The sequence below is a fragment of the Roseomonas sp. CCTCC AB2023176 genome, from assembly GCF_042259275.1.
Classification (GTDB): Bacteria; Pseudomonadota; Alphaproteobacteria; order Acetobacterales; family Acetobacteraceae; genus Roseomonas.
The window spans coordinates 3,200,007-3,217,196 of record NZ_CP170086.1 but is presented as its reverse complement, the minus strand read 5'-3'; the positions used below and the strand labels follow the sequence as shown (position 1 = coordinate 3,217,196).

Genomic DNA, 17,190 nt, shown 5'->3' with positions numbered 1-17,190 from the left:
GAGGCGGTAATGGGCACGACGGTCAGCTACGCCGCCGGCGCACGCTACGATGCGGGGCTGCGCGGGTTCTTCGCCTACCGTGACCTCGGCGCGAAGGCGGCGACGGGCGGGACGCACACCGCGCACATCATCCGTGCGGTGCCGGGCGAGGGTGCAAAGCCGCAGTGGCACACGCACGACCTGTCCTTCCAGTTCGTGCTGGTGCTGAAGGGCTGGGTGCGGTTCGAGTACGATGACATCGGGGAAGTGCTGCTGGCGCCGGGCGACAGCGTGGTGCAGCCGCCGGGCATGCGGCACCGGGAAGTCGCGCATTCCGACGACCTGGAGATGCTGGAGGTGACTTCCCCGGCGGAGTTCCCGACGCAGGAAGTGGCGGCGCCCTGATCAGCCGGGGGCCGGACGCTCCTCCATCATCGTCCGGATCGTGCGGGAAAGGGCGTCGATCGCGAAGGGCTTGGAGACGAGTTCCATGCCCGACTCAAGGAACTCCGACCGGGTCGAAGCGCCGCCGGGGTAGCCCGTGATGAACAGCACGGGCAGGCCTGGCCGGAGCCGCCGCGCGATGGCCGCGAGGTCCCGTCCGTTCATGCCTGGCAAGCCGACATCGCTCACCATCAGATCCAGTCGGACGTCGCCGCGTAGGATGGGCAACGCGTCGTCGGCGCGTCCGACGGCATGCGCCCGGTAGCCGAGGTCGCGGAGCACCTCGAGGACGAGCATCCTAACGGCCGGGTCGTCCTCCACCAGCAGCACGGCCTCGCCTTGGCCAGGCTGGGCGGCAGGGGCGGGCGCCGGCGCGTCCGGGGCGTCGTCGGCCCGCACGAGGGGGAGGTGCAGGGTCACGGTCGTGCCGGCGCCGGGGCTGCTGTCGATGCGGACGGCGCCGCCGGACTGGTGGACGAAGCCATGGATCATGGACAGGCCGAGGCCGGTGCCCTGGCCGATGGGCTTCGTCGTGAAGAAGGGGTCGAAGGCGCGCTCCAGCACCTCCGGCGTCATGCCCGTGCCGGTGTCACCGACTGCGATGGTCGCCATTCCGTCGGGGCCAATGCCGGTCGAGACCGTGAGGATGCCGCCGTCCGGCATCGCGTCGCGGGCATTGATCGCGAGGTTCAGGAGGGCGCTTTCCAACTGGTTTTCGTCGGCCAGCGCCGAGGGCTCGGCCGGGTCCAGGCCGGTCCGCAGCACCACGCCCTCGCCGAGCGTACGGCGTAGCAGGTCCTCCATGGAGCGGACCAGCCGGTTCAGGCTCACCGGCCGTGGGTCCAGGGACTGGCGCCGCGAGAAAGCGAGCAGGCGATGGGTCAGCGAGGCCGCGCGCATGGCCGAGGCCCGGGCGGCTTCCATGTAGCGCTCCACCCCCTCGGTCCGGCCGTCACGGAGGCGCCGCGCCGTCAGGTCCAGCGCGCCGATGATGCCGGTGAGGAGGTTGTTGAAGTCGTGGGCGATGCCGCCCGTCAACTGGCCCACGGCCTCCATCTTCTGCGACTGGAAGAGCCGAGCCTCGGCCTGCTGGCGTTCACCCACCTCCGCCAGCACGCGCGCCTCGAGCGTCGCGGTGAGTTCGCGCAGCGCGGCCTCACTGTCGCGCAGGGCGGCGGTGCGGTCTTCGAGTGCCGTCAGGTGGTCGCGGAGCTGCCGCTGGCGGCGGCGGGACGCGAGCGCCCATTCCACCGCGCTGACGAGCGAGGCGGTGCTCAACGGGCGTTCCAGCGTCATCGTGCTGGTCGCGGCGGGGACGAGGCGGCGCGGGTCCTCCCGCATCGGGCCGCCGCGGGGGCGGGCGAGAAGCACCGTCGGCAGGTCGGACCAGGGGGGCTGCGCATCGAGCGCGGCGCGGAGCGGCGTGGTGTCCGAGCGTTCCAGCGCCTCTTCCGTGATGAGCATCGCGCCGGCGGAAGGGTCCACGCCCTCAGCGAGTTCGGCGAGACTCCCGGTGATGCGGCTGGGGATGCCGTGCTTCGCGAGGACGCGCACCGCGGCCTCCGCGTCCCGGCCGGCGGGGGCGAGGACGAGGACGGGGCCGGCCGACCCGTCAGACGGCATCGCCGCTCCGCGCTTCCAGCAGCGGGCCGCCCTCGCCGACGTAGGTCGGGGTGCCCGTCAGGATGCCGCGGAACTGCGTCAGGGGTGCCCCGACCCGGAAGCCCTGCTCGTCCACCCGAAGCTCGCGGATCGCGTCCTCATGCGGGCCGCCCCGGTTCTTCACGACGGAGATCGCCTTGCGGATGCGCCCACCGGCCTCGAAGAAGCGGAGCAGCAGCACGGCGTCTGCCATGAAGGAGACGTTCAACGCCATGTTGGACATGCCGGCCATCATCCCGGTCTGCGGGTGCACCAGGATCGTCAGCACGCCGCGCTGGTTGAGGTAGGACAGCAATTCGTGGAGGTGGAGGAGAATCTGCTTCTCCTGCGGCATCGCGCTGAGGTAGCCGGCGATGCTGTCCACGACGATCAACCGCGCGCCTTGCTCCGTTGCATCCCGCACGGCCGCGGTGAACTGGCCGGGCGTCAGTTCGGCCGGGTCAACCTGACGCAGGTCAAGCAGGCCAGCCGCCATGAAGGGCGCGAGGTCCATGTTCATCGCGCGCGCGCGGGCCAGGAGCGTGCCGATGCGCTCGTCGAACTGATACGTCGCCACCTTCTCGCCCCGGGCGCAGGCGGCGTGGACGTACTGCAGCGCGAGTGTCGTCTTCCCCGTCCCGGCCGGCCCGAGGACAAGCGTGCTGGTTCCCCGCAACGGGCCACCGCCGAGCAGGGCGTCGAGCTCGTCCGATCCGCTGGACACGGGTTCGCCGACGAAGGGCTCATGCTGCCCGGTCGCGACGAGGCGGGGGAAAATGTCCAGGCCGCCGCGACGGATCAGCATGTCGTGGTACCCCGCCTGGAACGCAACGCCACGAAGCTTCTGCACTTCCACCCGGCGGCGGGCCGCGCCGAACTCGAGCGTCAGGCGCTCCAGCGTGATGACACCGTGGCAAAGGGAATGCAGGTGCGCATCGCGTCCTTCCGGCGTGCCGGCGAGGTCGTCCACCAGCAGCACGGTGGAGTTCCGGCCGGAGAAGAACTGCTTCAGGCCCAGGATCTGCCGCCGGTAGCGCAGCGGGTCCTGCGCCAGCAGCCGCATTTCCGAGAGGCTGTCGAAGACGACGCGGCGCGGCGAGATGCGGGTCACCTCGTCGGTGATGAGGCGGACCGTCTCGCCAAGCTCGACCTCCCAGGGGTGCAGGAGGGTCTGGTGGCGGCCGTCGCCGAGCACCTCCTCGGCGGCGCCGAGCTCAAACATCTCGATGCCGTCGAGGGTCCAGCCGTGGGAGGCGGCGACCGCCCGCAGTTCCTCCGTCGTTTCGGAGAGGGTGACGTAGAGGACGGGTTCCCCCAGCCGGACGCCGGCGAGGAGGAACTGAAGCGCGAGCGTAGTCTTGCCGGCGCCAGGCATTCCTTCCACGAGGTACAGGCGGTCCGGAGTCAGGCCGCCCTGCAGGATCTCGTCCAGGCCGGTTATTCCCGTGGACACACGGGGGTCAGCATCAAGCATCGCCATCGGCCTCACGTTGGCTGATTCGTTTATCGCGAGGCCTGTGGACCGCCAAGGCGTACGCCCTGGACGACCCCGGCCCGGCATGGCATCCACCCCGGCGCGCGGGCGTGGTGGAACTGGTAGACGCGCCGGACTCAAAATCCGGTTCCCGCAAGGGAGTGTCGGTTCGATTCCGACCGCCCGCACCAGCGTTTTCGGGCAGCACCTCCCCGACTCTCCCCGTCGGTCGCTCTCTTGGACGTGACCGGTCCGGTGCGTTCGCGCGACGCGCGCGACGGAGAGGGGCCGTGCGCGACACGGGCCTGAGACGGGACGGGGCGTATCTCACGGGCACCCCAGGCGGCGCTCCGGACCGGAGGCCACGGCTCGATCCGGAGATGCCCCCAATGCGTGCCACCATGTTCGCCTTCCTCGTCGTCGCGATGTCGATGCACCTCTATGCGCGGCAGACCGCGCAGTCCTCGGAGCAGATCTTCACGGCGAACCGCCTGGCGGTCGTCGCGGGCAGCCCCGTCGTCATCCGCTGACACGACCGGCGCCGCCCGGGCCCGGCCCGGGGTCATCGGCGCAGGATGATGGCCGGACCCGCGACACGGGGCGCGGCGCCGGTGTAGGTCTCGGTCGTCCCGGGTCGTCCACCCGGACGCGATGGGGCGCTGCGTGGCCGCGGGCAAGGATCTTCCGAAAGTCGAGGTGACGTCGCGCGCAGCGTGGCGCGCGTGGCTCGTCGCCAATCACCGACAGAGTGGGTCCGTCTGGCTCGTGACCTTCCGCAAGCACGTCGCGGATCGGCACGTGCCCTACGACACGGTCGTGGAGGAAGCGCTGTGCTTCGGCTGGGTGGACAGCCTGCCGCGCGCCCTGGATGCGGACCGGACGATGCTGCTGCTGTCGCCGCGCAAGGCGGGGAGCAACTGGTCAGCGCTCAACAAGGACCGGGTGGAGCGGATGATCGCGGCGGGGCTAATGACGCCGGCCGGGCTCGAGAAGATCGAGGCCGCGAAGCGCGACGGGTCCTGGGCGAGGCTCGACGCCGTCGAGGCGCTGGTCGTGCCGGACGACCTGGCGGCTGCGCTCGCGGCGGCAGTACCGGCCAGCGGGAACTTCGCGGCGTTTCCGAAGTCGGTCCGGCGGGGGATCCTGGAGTGGATCGGGAACGCGAAGCGTCCGGAGACGCGGGCGGCGCGGGTGGCGGAGACGGCGCGGCTCGCGGCGGAGAACCGACGCGCAAATCAGTTCGACCGAGGCGCGGCCGCGGCCAGGCGGGAAAGGGTCGCGGGGTCTCCTTCCCCGTCGAAGTAGCGATCGAGCGCGGCGCGGAAGGGGCCCGGGTCCTCCGCCACCGCGGCGAAGAGGGTCATGCAGGATCGGAACTTCAGGTCGTCGGGGCTGCCGAGGATGTCATGTGCCGTGCGGTCCCGGACCGCGTTGACGAGCGCCGTGCAGTCCAGCAGCCGCGGGCCGAGCACGGGGTGGGCGAGGTAGGCGCGGGCTTCGTCGGTGCCGGAGATGGCGTAGCGCCGCGCCGCGTCGCTGAAGCCGAGCCCGGCGATCTGCGGGAAGACGAACCACATCCAGTGCGTGCGCTTGCGGCCCTCCTCGAGTTCGCGGCGGACGGATTCCATCTCCGGCTCCTGGGCGCGGAGGAAGCGGTCCAGGTCGAAGGGGCCGGCGGTCATGCGGGGACAGGGCCCCTGGCCTTCTCGGCAGCCTGCTCCGCCTCGTCGCGCAGGGCGAGGTAGGCGTGGATCTGGGCGACGGCGGCCGCCCCCTCCCCCACCGCGGCGGCGACGCGCTTGACGCTGCCGCTTCGGACGTCGCCGATCGCGAAGACGCCGGGAATGCTGGTCTCAAGCGCGTAGGGCTTCCGGGGTTCGGCCCAGCCGGCCCCGCGCAGGGCGGCGTCGTCCAGCGCGTCGCCGGTGCGGATGAAGCTCGCGCGGTCGAGCTCGACCCAGCAGCCATCCATCCAAGCGGTGTTGGGATCGGCGCCGATGAAGAGGAAGAGGTTGCGGCAGGGGCATTCCTGGGATTCGCCGCTGTCGCGGTTGGTCCAGGTGATGGAGGTCAGGCCGCCGCCGCGGTCGCCGTTCAGGGCCGAGACCTCGGTGCGCGCGTGCAGGTGGACGTTGGGGAGGGAGGCCAAGCGGTCGATGAGGTACTTCGACATGGTCGCCGCCAGCCCGTCGCCGCGGATCAGCATGTGCACGGCCTTGGCGTGGGAGGCGAGGTAGACGGCCGCCTGCCCCGCGGAGTTGCCGCCGCCGACCAGGGCGACCTCCCTGCCCTTGCAAAGCCGCGCCTCCACCGGGGAGGCCCAGTAGGAGACGCCGTTGCCCTCGTACCGCGCCAGGTTGGGGATGCGCGGGCGACGGTAGGCGGCGCCGGACGCCACGACGATCGCCTTCGCGTCCACGCGGCGGCCATCCGCGAGGTAGAGGCGGTGGTGGTCGGAGGAGCAGTCGAGGCGGGAGACGGTCACGGGAACCGCGATCTCGGCGCCGAATTTCTGGGCCTGGGTGAAGGCACGGCCGGCGAGGGCTTGGCCGGAGATACCGGTCGGGAAGCCGAGGTAGTTCTCGATGCGCGCGGAGGCGCCGGCCTGGCCGCCGAAGGCGCGGGAGTCCAGGACGACGACGGAAAGGCCTTCCGACGCGGCGTAGACCGCGGTTGCGAGGCCTGCAGGGCCGGCGCCGACGACGGCGACGTCGAAGGACTTGCCGCGAGTGATCTGGGACATGCCGAGGCAGGCGGCGAGTTCGCCCTCGGTCGGCGCGTCCATGACGGTGCCGTCGGGGCAGACGACGAGGACGCGGCCCTCCGCACGGGCACCGAAGCGGCGCGCGGTGGCGGCGGCCTCCTCGTCCTTCGTCGGGTCCAGGACGGAATGCGGCATGCCGTTGCGGGTCAGGAAGCCGACGAGGCGGACCATGTCAGGGGCAGAGGCCGCGCCGATCAGGACCGGGAGGCCACTGCCAGACTCGATGAGGGCGACGCGGCGGAGGATGAGGGCGCGCATGATCAACTCGCCGAGGGCGGCGTCGGCGACGATCGCTGCGCGGAGGCCCTCGGGGGGAGGAGGAGCGCCTCGACGTCCCCAATGGCGCGGCCGTCCACGAGGGCGGGCTTGCCGGAGAGTTGCCCGACCTCGGCGAGGAAGTGTCCCAGGCCCTGGGTCACGACGGGGACGTCGCCGCCGAGGCCGTCGCGGCGGGTCACGGCGCAGGAGCCGGAGAGGACCACGAACATGCCGGGGCCGGTGACGCCGGCCTCGAACATCAGCGCGCCGTCGGGCCAACGGCGGATCTCGCCGAAGGGACGGAGGCGGTCGATCTGCTCGGGGGTCAGGGTCGGGAAGGCCTGGTGGTCCCGGTTGCCCGGGCGCGCCGCGCCGCTCGTCGTCTCGCCCATGCCGCGTCTCTCCAAAGCCTGGGACGAAGGCGTAGCGCGACGCTGCCCAGCGCCGCCATCGTCTCATGCGTGACGGTTCCGTGCGCTTGGCCGGGTGGGGAGGGCGAACCCGGAATTCGCGCGTGAGGACGGTTCGGGGCTACGCTGTCCGCCGCCCCTTTGACGGAACTGCACATGGCCCCCCTGCCCCGCCGCGCCCTGATCCGGACCGCCCTCGCCGCGCCGGTGGCCTTCCCCGCCCGCGCACAAACGGGACGCCCGGTCGTCGTGGCGTCCAAACTGGACACGGAGGGGGCGCTGATCGGGCAGATGATGCTGCAGGTGCTGCAGCGGCGCGGGGTGCCGGTTCAGGCGCGCTTGCAACTGGGACCGACGGCGGTGGTGCGACGGGCGATCCTGGCCGGGGAGGTGGACCTCTACCCCGAATACACGGGCAATGGGGCGTTCTTCTTCCAGATGGACACGGACCCGGCTTGGCGGCGCGGCGACACGGCCTACGAGAAGGTACGGACGCTTGACGCGGAGCGGAACGACGTCGTCTGGCTGAAGCCGGCGCCGGCGAACAACACCTGGGCCATCGCGGTGCGGGCGGACCTGGCGGGCAGTGCGAACCTGCGGACGATGGAGGACCTGGCCCGGCACATCGCGGCGAACGGGGCTTTCAAGCTCGCGGCCTCGGCGGAGTTCGTGGAGAGCCCGGCGGCGCTGCCCTCCTTCCAGCGGACCTATGGGTTTACTCTTTCGCCGGAGCGGCTGCTGGTGCTGGCGGGGGGCGATACGGCGGTGACGATGCGCGCGGCGGCGGAGCGGCTGAACGGCGTGAACGCGGCGATGGTCTACGGCACGGACGGGGCGATCGCCGCGCTGGACCTGCGGGTGCTCGAGGACACGAAGGGCGCGCAGATCGTGTATGAGCCGGCCGCCTGCGTGCGGGGTGCCATCGCGCGCGCCACGCCGGGGCTGGCGGAGTGGATGGCGCCTGTCTTCGACTCGCTCAGCCTGACGCGGCTGCAGGCGCTGAACGCGCGGATCGTGGTGGAAGGGCGGCCGGTGGCGGAGGTGGCGCGCGAGCACCTGCGCGGGCTGGGCCTGGCCTGACGGGGCCTCGTGCCGCGGCGAGCCCGGCGCTTGCCGTGCTCGCCTTCGGGGCCGGGGTGGCGCCCCTCGCGCTCGGCTGGATCGCCGTCGCGCCGAACCGGCTGCTCAGCGCGCGCGCGGTGGCGTTGCCCGCCGATCCGGGGGTGATGGCAGCGGCGGGGGCCTTCCTGATCTCCTGCGCGCTGGTCGCCTTCGCCGCGCTCCGTCCCCTGCGGCCATCCATCGCGGAGGGTGCGGCGGCCGTCGGGATCGGTGCATTGGTCCTCGCGGCGGGGCTGGGGGCAGGTCATGCGACGGCGGATGCCGGGGCGCTTGCGCGCGCCTCGCCGACGGCGGGGGCATGGGGCGCGGTGTTGCTGCTTTGCCTCGCCGCGACGATGGCGGCCGGGCGGTCCGGGGCTTCGCCGGCGCGGCCGTTGCTGGTGGCCCTGGCGGGCGTGGTCGTGATCGGCGCGGGCGGTTGGCTTTCGGCCCTGTCGCTTGCGCGGGAGGCGCAGGGGCGCGCAGGCGAGGTCGCGGCGGCCGTCGTCACGCACCTCGCGATCTCCGGCGGCGCGCTGGCGCTGGCGTTGCTGGTGGCCCTGCCGCTTTCGCTGCGGGCCCTGTGGCGGCCGCGGCTGGAAGGCTCGCTCCTCGGCGCCGCGACGGCCGTGCAGGTGGTGCCGTCGCTCGCGCTGTTCGGGCTGCTGATCGCGCCGCTGGCCGCGCTGGCGAACGCGGTTCCCGCGCTGCGGGCGATCGGCTTCGGCGGGATCGGGCCGGCGCCCGCGGTGATCGGGATCGCGGCCTACCTGGTCCTGCCGCTGGCACGCGGCACGCTGTCGGGGCTGCGCGCGGCGCCGGCGCCGCTGCTGGACGCGGCGCGGGGGCAGGGGTTGTCGGAGCGGCAGGTGCTGCTGCGGGTCCGGATGCCGCTCGGCGCGCCGGTGCTGCGGGCGCGCTGCGGCTGGCGGCGGTGCAGGCGATCGGGCTGGCGACGCTGGCCGCGCTGGTCGGGGCGGGCGGGCTCGGGACGCTCGTCTTCCAGGGGATCGGGCAATTGGCGGGGGACCTGATCCTGCTGGGAGTGCTGCCGGTACTCGGGCTTTCGCTGGCGGCCGATGCACTGATCGGCGGCGATCGGTCTGCCACGTGATCCGCTTCGAAGGCGTGTCCCGGCGCTACGACGGACTGGATGCCGTGCTCGACGTGACGTTCGACGTCCCGGCTGGCGGCCTCTGCGTGCTGCTGGGCGAGAGCGGGTCGGGGAAGACGACGCTCTTGCGGATGGTCAATCGCCTCGTCGAGCCGACCGCCGGGCGCGTGCTGCTGGGCGGCACGGATGTCGCCACCCGCAACCCGGATGCCCTGAGGCGGGGCATCGGCTACGTCATCCAGTCCGTGGGGCTGTTCCCGCATCGCGACGTCGCGGCCAACATCGCGACGGTGCCGCGGCTCCTGCGCTGGGATGCGGCGCGGGTCGCGGCGCGGGTGGATGCGCTTCTGGACCTGGTTGGGCTGGAGCCCGGGGCGTTCCGGCACCGGATGCCAGGAACCCTGTCCGGCGGGCAGGCGCAGCGGGTGGGGCTGGCTCGCGCGCTGGCTGCCGACCCGCCTGTCCTGCTGATGGACGAGCCCTTTTCGGCGCTGGACCCCGCGACGCGGCGAACCATGCAGGCGGAGCTGCGGCGCATCCACGCCGCGACCGGCAAGACGATCCTGCTTGTGACGCACGACGTGGAGGAGGCGCTCGTCCTCGCCGACCTCCTGGCGGTGATGGACCGGGGGCAGCTGGTCGCGGCCGGGCGGCCGCTGGAGGTGCTGGGCCGGGACGCCCCGGGCCCCGTCCGCGCGCTGTTCGGCGCGGAGACGCTGGCCTTCCACCGGCTGGCCCTCCACCCGGCGGCGGTGCTGGCACGGCCGGACAAGTCGGACGACGGGCCGGCCCTGGCGACGGGCGCGAGCGCGCGGGACGCGCTGATGCTGATGCTCGCTGTTGGGCGGGATCGCGTTGCGCTGGACGGCGATCCGTCCCGGACCGTGCGGCTGGCTGACCTGCTGGACCTGCCGTGAGGCGGGCGGGGCTGCTGACGGCCGAGGCCGGGGTATTCCTGTTGGCGCTCTGGGCCGCGCCGCGGCTGGAACCGCTCTGGCACGCGCTGTTCCCGGAGGTGGCGCGTCCGGCCTACGTGGCGGAGCCCTGGTTCGTCCTCCTCGGCAACCACCTCGCCCTGGCCTGCGGGGCGATGGGGGTCGCGGCGGTGCTGGGCATCGGGGCGGGCATCGCGGCGGCGCGGCGGCCGGAAGCGCGATCGGCCCTGGACGGGGTGTTCGCCCTGGCACAGGCGGTGCCGCCTGTCGCGGTGATCGCGCTGTCCCTGCCGGTCCTGGGCTTCGGGGCCGCCCCGACGCTCCTAGCCCTCGCGCTCTACGCCGCGCTGCCGATGCTGCGGGCGACGGCGGCGGGGCTGGCCGCCATCCCGCCGGATGTCGCGGAGGCGGCGCGGGGCTTAGGCATGGGGCCCTGGCGTCGGCTGCAGGAAGTCGAACTGCCCCTGGCCGCGCCGGTCATCCTATCGGGGCTGCGGGTTGCGGCGGCCCTGTCGGTCGCGACCGCCGCGATCGGGGCGGTGGCGGGGGCGCGGTGCCTCGGGTCGCCCATCATCCTCGGGCTCGCGAATGGCAATCCAGCCTACGTCCTGCAGGGCGCGCTGTTCACGGCCTGGCTCGCGCTGCTGGTGGACCGCGCGCTCGGGCTGATCGGGGCGGGGCGGGAAGCGGGGGCCTGAGCGACCCCTGCCCCTGGACTTCACCGCCCATCCGGGGCAATCACCCGCGTCTTTCCAGAACCCCTGGCCGACCCCGCCCGGCCGGACGCGCCCCGTGGGCGGCTCCCCGTCCGACCCGGCAACGGGGCCGCCCCTCGCCCGCAGGAGCCTCCTCCATGGCCGAAACCGGCCCTTCTTCCGTTGATGCCGGGGCGAACGGCCCGATCTTCGACCGCGTCGCGGACATCATCGCCGCCAACTCCGAGGTGGCGCGGGACAAGATCATGCCCGACAGCCACGTGACCGAGGACCTGGGCATCGACAGCCTGGACTTCCTCGACATCGTCTTCGCGATCGACAAGGCCTTCGGGATCAAGGTGCCGGTGGAGAAGTGGACGCAGGAGGTGAACGCCGGCGAGCAGCCGGCGGAGCACTACTTCGTCATGAAGAACCTCGCCGCGCGCATCGGGGAACTCGTCGCCGCCAAGGCGAGCTGAGCCCCGACCCCGCGTGCTCCTCGAATACTTCCAGATGGTGGACCGGGTCGTGTCGCTTGAGGGCGACGCGATCACGGTGGAAAGCCGCGTGCCCGACACGTCCCCGGTCTTCGAGGGGCATTTCCCAGGTCACCCGCTCGTTCCCGGGGTGCTGATGGTCGAGACGATGGCGCAGACGGGGGGCTGGCTCGTGCTGGCAACCAATGGATTTGCGGCGATGCCCTTCCTGATGTCGGTGAAGGAGGCGAAGTTCCGATCCTTCGTCGGACCCGGGGCGCCGCTGACCGTGACGTCGCGGCTGACGCATGAGGGATCAGGCTACGTCGCGACGCAGGGGCGGATCGAGAGTGCGGGGAAACGCATTGCCGATGCCGAGATCCTGTTGCGCACCATGCCTTTCCCCGCGCCGGAGCTGGAGGCCGCGATGCGCGCCCGCGCCGTGCAGATCGCGCTTCCTGGTTTCGTCGCGGCATGAAGAAGCAGTCCGTCGTCGTCACCGGGATCGGGATCGTCTCCTCGCTCGGCGAGGGACCGGACGCGCATTGGAACGCGCTATCGGCCGGCGCGGTGCCGTTGACGGATGAGGCGTCCTTCGCGCCGTGGACGGTGCATCCGCTTCCCGCGCTGAACCTCGACGCCCAGATCCCGAAGAAGGGTGACCAGCGGCAGATGGAGCCCTGGCAGCGGCTGGGGACCTACGCAGCGGGTCTTGCGATCGACGATGCCGGTGCGCGTGGGCTGGTCGAGAACATGCACCTGATCGTGGCCGCCGGCGGCGGCGAGCGCGACGTCGCGCTGGACGAGCAGGTCGCGGCGGAGCTGACCGGCGCCAATGACGGCGCGCGGTTGAACGAGCTGCTGGCAACGGGGCTGCGGCCCACGCTGTTCCTGGCGCAACTCTCGAACCTCGTCGCGGGCAACATCTCCATCGTGCACGGCGTGACTGGATCGTCGCGCACCTTCATGGGCGAGGAATCCGCGGCGGCGGACGCGCTGCGGATCGCGCTGGCGCGGATCTCCGAAGGGCGTGGCGACATCGCGCTCGTCGGCGGCGCCTTCACGGCGCAGCGCTGGGACATGATTCTCCTCTATAAGGGACACGAAGGGCTGCATCGCGGGCCCTGGGCGCCGCTGTCGCAACGGGATGGGATGATCCTCGGCGGCATGGCCGGGTTCCTCGTGCTGGAAACCGAGGCGCATGCGCGGGCACGCGGGGCGCGGATCCTGGCGCGGCTTGACGCTGTCGCGTCCAACGCGACGCACCGGACGGCGCGGGGGAAGCCGCAGCGGCCGCGCGCGACCTGCTGCCGAAAGTAGCGCCGGGCGGAGTGCAGGCGGTCCTCTCCGGCATGTCCGGCCATCCCGGCGCGCGTGAGGAGGAGGAAGCCTTCCTCCGGGATCTCGACGCGGCGGTCCGGCGTCCGGCCTCGCTGCTCGGCCACGGGGTCGAGGGGGCGTTCCCGACCCATGTGGCATTGGCCGCGCTCGCGCTGTCCCGGGGCGGGTTCTTCGGGCCGATGGACCCGGCGGATTCCCGCACCATGTCCATACCTGACCGCATCCTCGTCACGGCCTTCGGCCAGTGGCGGGGGGAGGCGCTGGCCCAACTGTCCCGCGCGGAGTGAACCCCATGCGCGACCACCTGGAACGTCCGCTCGTCGCCGTGACGGGCATCGGCGCCGTCACCTCGCTCGGCTTCGGTCGGGAGGAGAACTGGCGCCGCCTGCTGGCGGGGGAGTCGGGCATCCGGCGCATCGCGCGCTTTCCGACCGACCACCTGAAGACGACGATCGCCGGCACGGTGGACCTGCCGGGCGAAACAGCGGGCGAGGTCATCACATCGCCCGAGCGGGTGGAGCGGATGGCCGCCTTCGCGATGGAGGAGGCGATGTCCGGCGCGGGGATCGGGGGCAACGGGACCTTTCCCGGCCCGCTCTTCCTGGGCATGCCGCCCGTCGAGGTGGAGTGGCCGAACCGCTTCGACCTGGCCCGCCGCGGTGGCGGCACGACCTACGGACACCTCGTCGAGGCGGCGGGGCCGGAGATCTACGAGACCTTCTTCTTCGGCGGGGTCGGCGAGCGGCTGTCGGCGCGCTTCGGCACGCGCGGGGCACCGATCTCGCTGACAACGGCCTGCGCGACGGGAGCCTCCGCGATCCAGTTGGGTGTCGAGGCGATCCAACGCGGTGAATGCGACGCCTGCATCGCGGTCGGCGCCGACGCCTCGGTGCATCCGGAGGCGCTGATCCGCTTCTCGCTGTTGTCGGCGCTGTCCACGCGCAACGACGATCCGTCCAAGGCGGCGCGGCCCTTCGAGAAGTCACGCGACGGCTTCGTGATGGCGGAGGGCGCGGCGGCGCTGGTGCTCGAGGATTACGACGCGGCGCGGGCACGCGGGGCGACGATCATCGGGCTGGTGTCAGGCTGCGGGGAGCGGGCGGATTCCTTCCACCGCACCCGGTCCAACCCGGACGGCCGCGCCATCGTCGGGGCAATGCGGAACGCGCTCGCCGATGCGGGGCTGGAGCCAGGGCAGATCTCCTATGTCAACGGCCACGGCACCGGTACGCCGGAGAACGACAAGATGGAGAATTTCGGCATGCGCGCCGTATTCGGCGATGCGGCACCGCCGATTTCCTCGAACAAGTCGATGATCGGGCATACGCTCTCCGCCGCGGGGGCGCTGGAGGCCGCGTTCTCACTGCTGGCGATCCGCGACGGGCGACTGCCGCCGACGATCAACTACGAGGATCCGGATCCGAACATCACGCTCGACGTCGTGCCGAACGTCGCGCGCGACGCGGATGTTCGGCACGTGCTGTCCAACTCCTTCGGCTTCGGCGGGCAGAATGTCTGCCTGGTGCTGTCGGGGGAGCCGCGGTGAACGAACTTGCCGCCCCGCCCGTCTCCGCGCGCCTGATGCGGGCGCTGCGCCTGCATGGCGACCGTGATCTTCGGCTGGAAGACGTTGCGGAACCGCCGCCGCCCGCGCCGGGCGAGGTCCGCCTGCGGATGCACGCGATCGCGCTGAACCATATCGACGTCTGGGGCTGGCGTGGCATGGCCTTCGCCCAGCGCAAGCTGCCGATCTGCGTCGGCGTGGAAGCCGTGGGCGAGATCGTGGCGCTGGGCGACGGCGTCGAGGGCTGGATGATCGGCGACCGGGTCGCGCCGTACGGCGCGCAGACCTGCGGCGTGTGCCCGGCATGCCGCGACGGGCGCGACAATCTCTGCGAGAACGTCTCGGGGGTGATGGGCTTCCACCTCGACGGCTTCGCGCGGGAATACGTGAACCAGAAGGCGCGGCTGATGGTGCGCGTGCCGGACGCGGTGGGCACGGAGGACGCGGCCTGCGCGGCCGTCACGTTCTCGACCGTCGAGCACATGCTCTTCGACAATGCGCGGCTTCAGCCGGGCGAAGTCATCCTCATTCAGGCCGCCGGATCGGGCATCGGCACCGTCGCGATCAAGCAGGCGAAGGCGCTGGGCTGCACCGTCGTCGCGACCGCCGGCGATGACGAGAAATGCGAGAAGGCGAAGGAGCTCGGCGCCGACCACGTCGTGAACTATTCGGAGAAGAATTTCGCCTCCGTCGCACGGCGGGTCACGGACAAGCGCGGGGTGGACGTTGTGTTCGAGCACGTGGGCGCCACGACCTGGGCCGGGTCGCTGCTGTCGCTCCGGATGGGCGGGCGTCTCGTGACCTGCGGTTCGACCTCCGGCGTCTCGGCCGAGACGAACCTGATGATGATCTTCCAGCGGCAACTGCGGATCTTCGGATCCTTCGGGGCGTCCATGCGGAACGTCGCGGACGGGCTCGCGAAGATGGCGGGCGGGATGACGCCGGTGCTGGATCGCGTGATCCCGCTGGATCGCTTCGCGGACGGCCTGGACCGGCTGGAGAGCCGGCGGGTCTTCGGCAAGATCGTTGTCACGATCTAGCGCCGGAGGGCGGGGCGATGAGCGCGGCGGATCCGATCCTCGGCGCGCTCACGCGCTCCGGCTTCGCCACGCTGCGGGCGCTCGGGCCGGAACGCGGACCGGCGCTGGGCGCCTCGCTCGCTAGGCGGCTCGGGCCGCTGACGAAGGCGCATCGGATCGCGATGGAGAACATCGCGGCTGCCTTCCCCGACCGCGACGCGGCTTGGCACCGCGACGTGGCGGAGGAGGCCTGGGACAATCTGGGCCGGACCGCATGCGAATACGTGCACATGGACCGCATCTGGAACCTGACGGAGGCGCGGGCGCCGGGCGAGAACATCCAGGTTGACGATGCCACGCTCGCCGGCTTCCTGGACCTGCGCGACAACCCGCGACCGACGCTCGTCTTCGCGGCGCACCTGGCGAACTGGGAGTTGCCTGCCGTCGCCGCGGCAAAGCACGGCCTGAAGGCCGCGGTGCTCTATCGGACGCCGAACGCGAAGCCGGTGGCGGAAGCCATCCTGGCCCTGCGGCGTGAGATGATGGGGGAGTTGATCCCCGCCGGGATCATGGCGCCGACGCGGCTGGCGAAGGCGCTGGACCGCGGTGCGGTCGTCGGGATGATCGTGGACCAGCGCTTCGGGCGGGGACCGACGGTGAACTTCCTCGGCAGGCCGGCGCAGGCGAACCCGCTGCTCGCGAACCTCGGGCGGCGGCACGACTGCGAGGTGCGGGGCTGCCGCGCGATCCGCCTGGGACGGTCCAGCCGGTTCCGGATGGAACTGACAGCGCCGCTGGCCTTGCCGCGCGACGCGGAGGGGCTCGTCGACGTCCCCGCCGCGACGCAGGCCATCAACGACGTGATCGCGGGATGGATCCGGGAACACCCGGGGCAGTGGCTTTGGATGCACCGTCGCTGGCGGTGAGTCTGGTCGGGATGCCGCCGGGGCGATCGGCCACGACACGACCGAAGGGTTTGCTGGCGGCAGCCGCACTTACCGCAGAAGGACTTCCTGGAGGAACCGCTTCACCGAAGCCTTGACGGCGGCCTCGCCCTCCGGGTCGTGGCCCACATGCGCACCCACGGCGACGCAGGCCGAACCACGCTGGGAAAAGGTTTCGCTCGTTCCCGCGACGCGGATGATGCCACCCTCCCCTTCCTCGAGGCGGCAGTTCCTGGTGCTCTGTGCCGTGGGCACGGGGACGAGCCGGGCGGAGAGCGGGCTGTCGAAGCCGTGCTGGCCGTTCGGGTATTCGTCCAGCGTGGCATCCACGCCCGCCGCTCGCAGGCGCGCGACGTATTCGCGGCACGGCGCGATCGAGACGTAGTCGTCGACGACGCCGTGGTGGAAGCGCATCGGTGCGCCCGTGACCTGCGCGTCGGCTAGGTAGCGGACGTTGCAGGGCGTGTAGAGGCCGATATGGGCGGCGAAGCGGCGTTCGGGATTGCCGTGCATGCGGCGGAACCGCTCGCTCGCCGAGTAGATCGAGGCCACCGCGCCCTTCGAGAAGCCCATCACGGCAATGCGATCGGCACGTATCCGCGGGTGGTCGGCCAGCCGGTCGAGGGCCCGGTAGGCATCTACCATCATGGCGAGGGAGTGGAGCTGGTCCTGGTCCTCCACCGTCGAGACGATGCCGCGGCCTGAGAAGGTGTCGAGGATGAAGGCGGCGACGCCCACGCTGTTCAGCTCGCGCGCCCAGAGGTCGGCGGAACCGGAGATGCCGCCGGAACCGTGGACCAGGATGACCGCGGGGACCCGGCCGGTCGCGCTGGGCGGAAGGCGGAGCTCACCACCGAGGAGGGCCTCCCGGCCCGAGGACCCGCGGAGGAACTCCTCGCCGGTCAGGGTCGTGCTGCTGATCGGCAGGACCTCGATCCGGCTGGGTGGCCGTTCGGGTGTCTGCGCGGCAGCCCCGAAACAGACGACGGCGCCGAGCACGGCGCCCAGCATGGTCAGGCGGCGGTTCATGG

General features: G+C 72.0%; 20 protein-coding genes and 1 tRNA gene. 15 read left to right on the top strand and 6 right to left on the bottom strand.

The features are described from left to right. Positions 1–9: 9 nt before the first annotated feature. Positions 10–384: a cupin domain-containing protein gene (locus tag ACE7GA_RS16110; protein WP_376088441.1), complete on the top strand. Its 375-nt coding sequence runs from the start codon at positions 10–12 to the stop codon at positions 382–384. Here ACE7GA_RS16110 and ACE7GA_RS16105 read toward each other — a convergent pair whose 3' ends face one another. Further along, positions 385–2,046 (bottom strand): ATP-binding protein, encoded by a 1,662-nt coding sequence (locus ACE7GA_RS16105; RefSeq protein ID WP_376088438.1) that lies wholly within the window; start codon positions 2,044–2,046, stop codon positions 385–387. It abuts the gene before it with no gap. Next, entirely contained in the window at positions 2,036–3,538 is a 1,503-nt protein-coding gene (locus ACE7GA_RS16100) for an ATPase domain-containing protein (RefSeq protein WP_376088435.1), read from the bottom strand. Before ACE7GA_RS16100 ends, ACE7GA_RS16105 begins: the two co-directional genes overlap by 11 nt. A gap of 104 nt (positions 3,539–3,642) precedes the next feature. On the opposite strand from ACE7GA_RS16100, the gene ACE7GA_RS16095 reads away from it, so the two are divergent. From ACE7GA_RS16095 to ACE7GA_RS16085, 3 genes are all read left to right on the top strand, one after another. Next, positions 3,643–3,729 (top strand) — tRNA-Leu (locus tag ACE7GA_RS16095). A gap of 198 nt (positions 3,730–3,927) precedes the next feature. After that, on the top strand, positions 3,928–4,068 hold the full coding sequence (locus ACE7GA_RS16090) for a hypothetical protein (protein ID WP_376088432.1): 141 nt from the start codon (positions 3,928–3,930) through the stop codon (positions 4,066–4,068). 166 nt (positions 4,069–4,234) lie between these two features. Continuing rightward, a complete protein-coding gene (locus ACE7GA_RS16085; protein WP_376088429.1) occupies positions 4,235–4,843 on the top strand; it encodes a YdeI family protein in 609 nt (202 codons plus the stop codon). Here the strand turns inward: ACE7GA_RS16085 and ACE7GA_RS16080 are convergent. Genes ACE7GA_RS16080 through ACE7GA_RS16070 form a run of 3 tightly spaced genes read right to left on the bottom strand, consistent with a single transcriptional unit; the run spans position 4,774 to position 6,952 of the window. Beyond that, positions 4,774–5,220, bottom strand: a complete 447-nt coding sequence (locus tag ACE7GA_RS16080) for a DUF1810 domain-containing protein (protein ID WP_376088426.1) — start codon at positions 5,218–5,220, stop codon at positions 4,774–4,776. The genes ACE7GA_RS16085 and ACE7GA_RS16080 overlap by 70 nt on opposite strands. Continuing rightward, on the bottom strand, positions 5,217–6,560 hold the full coding sequence (locus ACE7GA_RS16075; RefSeq protein ID WP_376088423.1) for an FAD-dependent oxidoreductase: 1,344 nt from the start codon (positions 6,558–6,560) through the stop codon (positions 5,217–5,219). The genes ACE7GA_RS16080 and ACE7GA_RS16075 overlap by 4 nt, the downstream gene beginning before the upstream one ends. Positions 6,561–6,562: 2 nt before the next feature. Then, positions 6,563–6,952, bottom strand: coding sequence for a Crp/Fnr family transcriptional regulator (locus tag ACE7GA_RS16070; RefSeq protein ID WP_376088420.1), 390 nt, complete (start codon positions 6,950–6,952; stop codon positions 6,563–6,565). A gap of 174 nt (positions 6,953–7,126) precedes the next feature. Here ACE7GA_RS16070 and ACE7GA_RS16065 point away from each other — a divergent pair, with 174 nt between their 5' ends. The 11 genes from ACE7GA_RS16065 (at position 7,127) to ACE7GA_RS16015 (ending at position 16,141) form a co-directional block, all read left to right on the top strand. Continuing rightward, entirely contained in the window at positions 7,127–8,050 is a 924-nt protein-coding gene (locus tag ACE7GA_RS16065) for an ABC transporter substrate-binding protein (protein ID WP_376088417.1), read from the top strand. A gap of 35 nt (positions 8,051–8,085) precedes the next feature. Then, positions 8,086–9,105, top strand: coding sequence for an ABC transporter permease subunit (locus ACE7GA_RS16060; RefSeq protein ID WP_376088414.1), 1,020 nt, complete (start codon positions 8,086–8,088; stop codon positions 9,103–9,105). A 76-nt stretch (positions 9,106–9,181) separates the two neighbouring features. Then, positions 9,182–10,102, top strand: coding sequence for an ATP-binding cassette domain-containing protein (locus ACE7GA_RS16055; protein ID WP_376088411.1), 921 nt, complete (start codon positions 9,182–9,184; stop codon positions 10,100–10,102). Continuing rightward, on the top strand, positions 10,099–10,818 hold the full coding sequence (locus tag ACE7GA_RS16050) for an ABC transporter permease (RefSeq protein ID WP_376088408.1): 720 nt from the start codon (positions 10,099–10,101) through the stop codon (positions 10,816–10,818). The genes ACE7GA_RS16055 and ACE7GA_RS16050 overlap by 4 nt, the downstream gene beginning before the upstream one ends. 155 nt (positions 10,819–10,973) lie before the next feature. Further along, complete coding sequence (locus tag ACE7GA_RS16045) at positions 10,974–11,294, top strand: acyl carrier protein (RefSeq protein WP_376088405.1); 321 nt, start codon at positions 10,974–10,976, stop codon at positions 11,292–11,294. 13 nt (positions 11,295–11,307) lie between these two features. Beyond that, a complete protein-coding gene (locus ACE7GA_RS16040) occupies positions 11,308–11,769 on the top strand; it encodes a 3-hydroxyacyl-ACP dehydratase FabZ family protein (RefSeq protein WP_376088402.1) in 462 nt (153 codons plus the stop codon). After that, positions 11,766–12,611: a beta-ketoacyl-ACP synthase gene (locus tag ACE7GA_RS16035; protein ID WP_376088399.1), complete on the top strand. Its 846-nt coding sequence runs from the start codon at positions 11,766–11,768 to the stop codon at positions 12,609–12,611. Before ACE7GA_RS16040 ends, ACE7GA_RS16035 begins: the two co-directional genes overlap by 4 nt. 11 nt (positions 12,612–12,622) lie before the next feature. Further along, positions 12,623–12,919, top strand: a complete 297-nt coding sequence (locus ACE7GA_RS16030; protein WP_376088396.1) for a hypothetical protein — start codon at positions 12,623–12,625, stop codon at positions 12,917–12,919. Positions 12,920–12,924: 5 nt separating this feature from the next. Further along, a complete protein-coding gene (locus ACE7GA_RS16025) occupies positions 12,925–14,178 on the top strand; it encodes a beta-ketoacyl-ACP synthase (protein ID WP_376088393.1) in 1,254 nt (417 codons plus the stop codon). Continuing rightward, on the top strand, positions 14,175–15,236 hold the full coding sequence (locus ACE7GA_RS16020; RefSeq protein WP_376088390.1) for a zinc-binding dehydrogenase: 1,062 nt from the start codon (positions 14,175–14,177) through the stop codon (positions 15,234–15,236). The genes ACE7GA_RS16025 and ACE7GA_RS16020 overlap by 4 nt, the downstream gene beginning before the upstream one ends. Positions 15,237–15,253: 17 nt before the next feature. After that, positions 15,254–16,141: a lipid A biosynthesis lauroyl acyltransferase gene (locus ACE7GA_RS16015; RefSeq protein ID WP_376088387.1), complete on the top strand. Its 888-nt coding sequence runs from the start codon at positions 15,254–15,256 to the stop codon at positions 16,139–16,141. Positions 16,142–16,210: 69 nt separating this feature from the next. On the opposite strand, the gene ACE7GA_RS16010 is transcribed toward ACE7GA_RS16015, so the two are convergent. Further along, positions 16,211–17,188, bottom strand: a complete 978-nt coding sequence (locus ACE7GA_RS16010) for a dienelactone hydrolase family protein (RefSeq protein ID WP_376088384.1) — start codon at positions 17,186–17,188, stop codon at positions 16,211–16,213. Positions 17,189–17,190 lie beyond the last annotated feature (2 nt).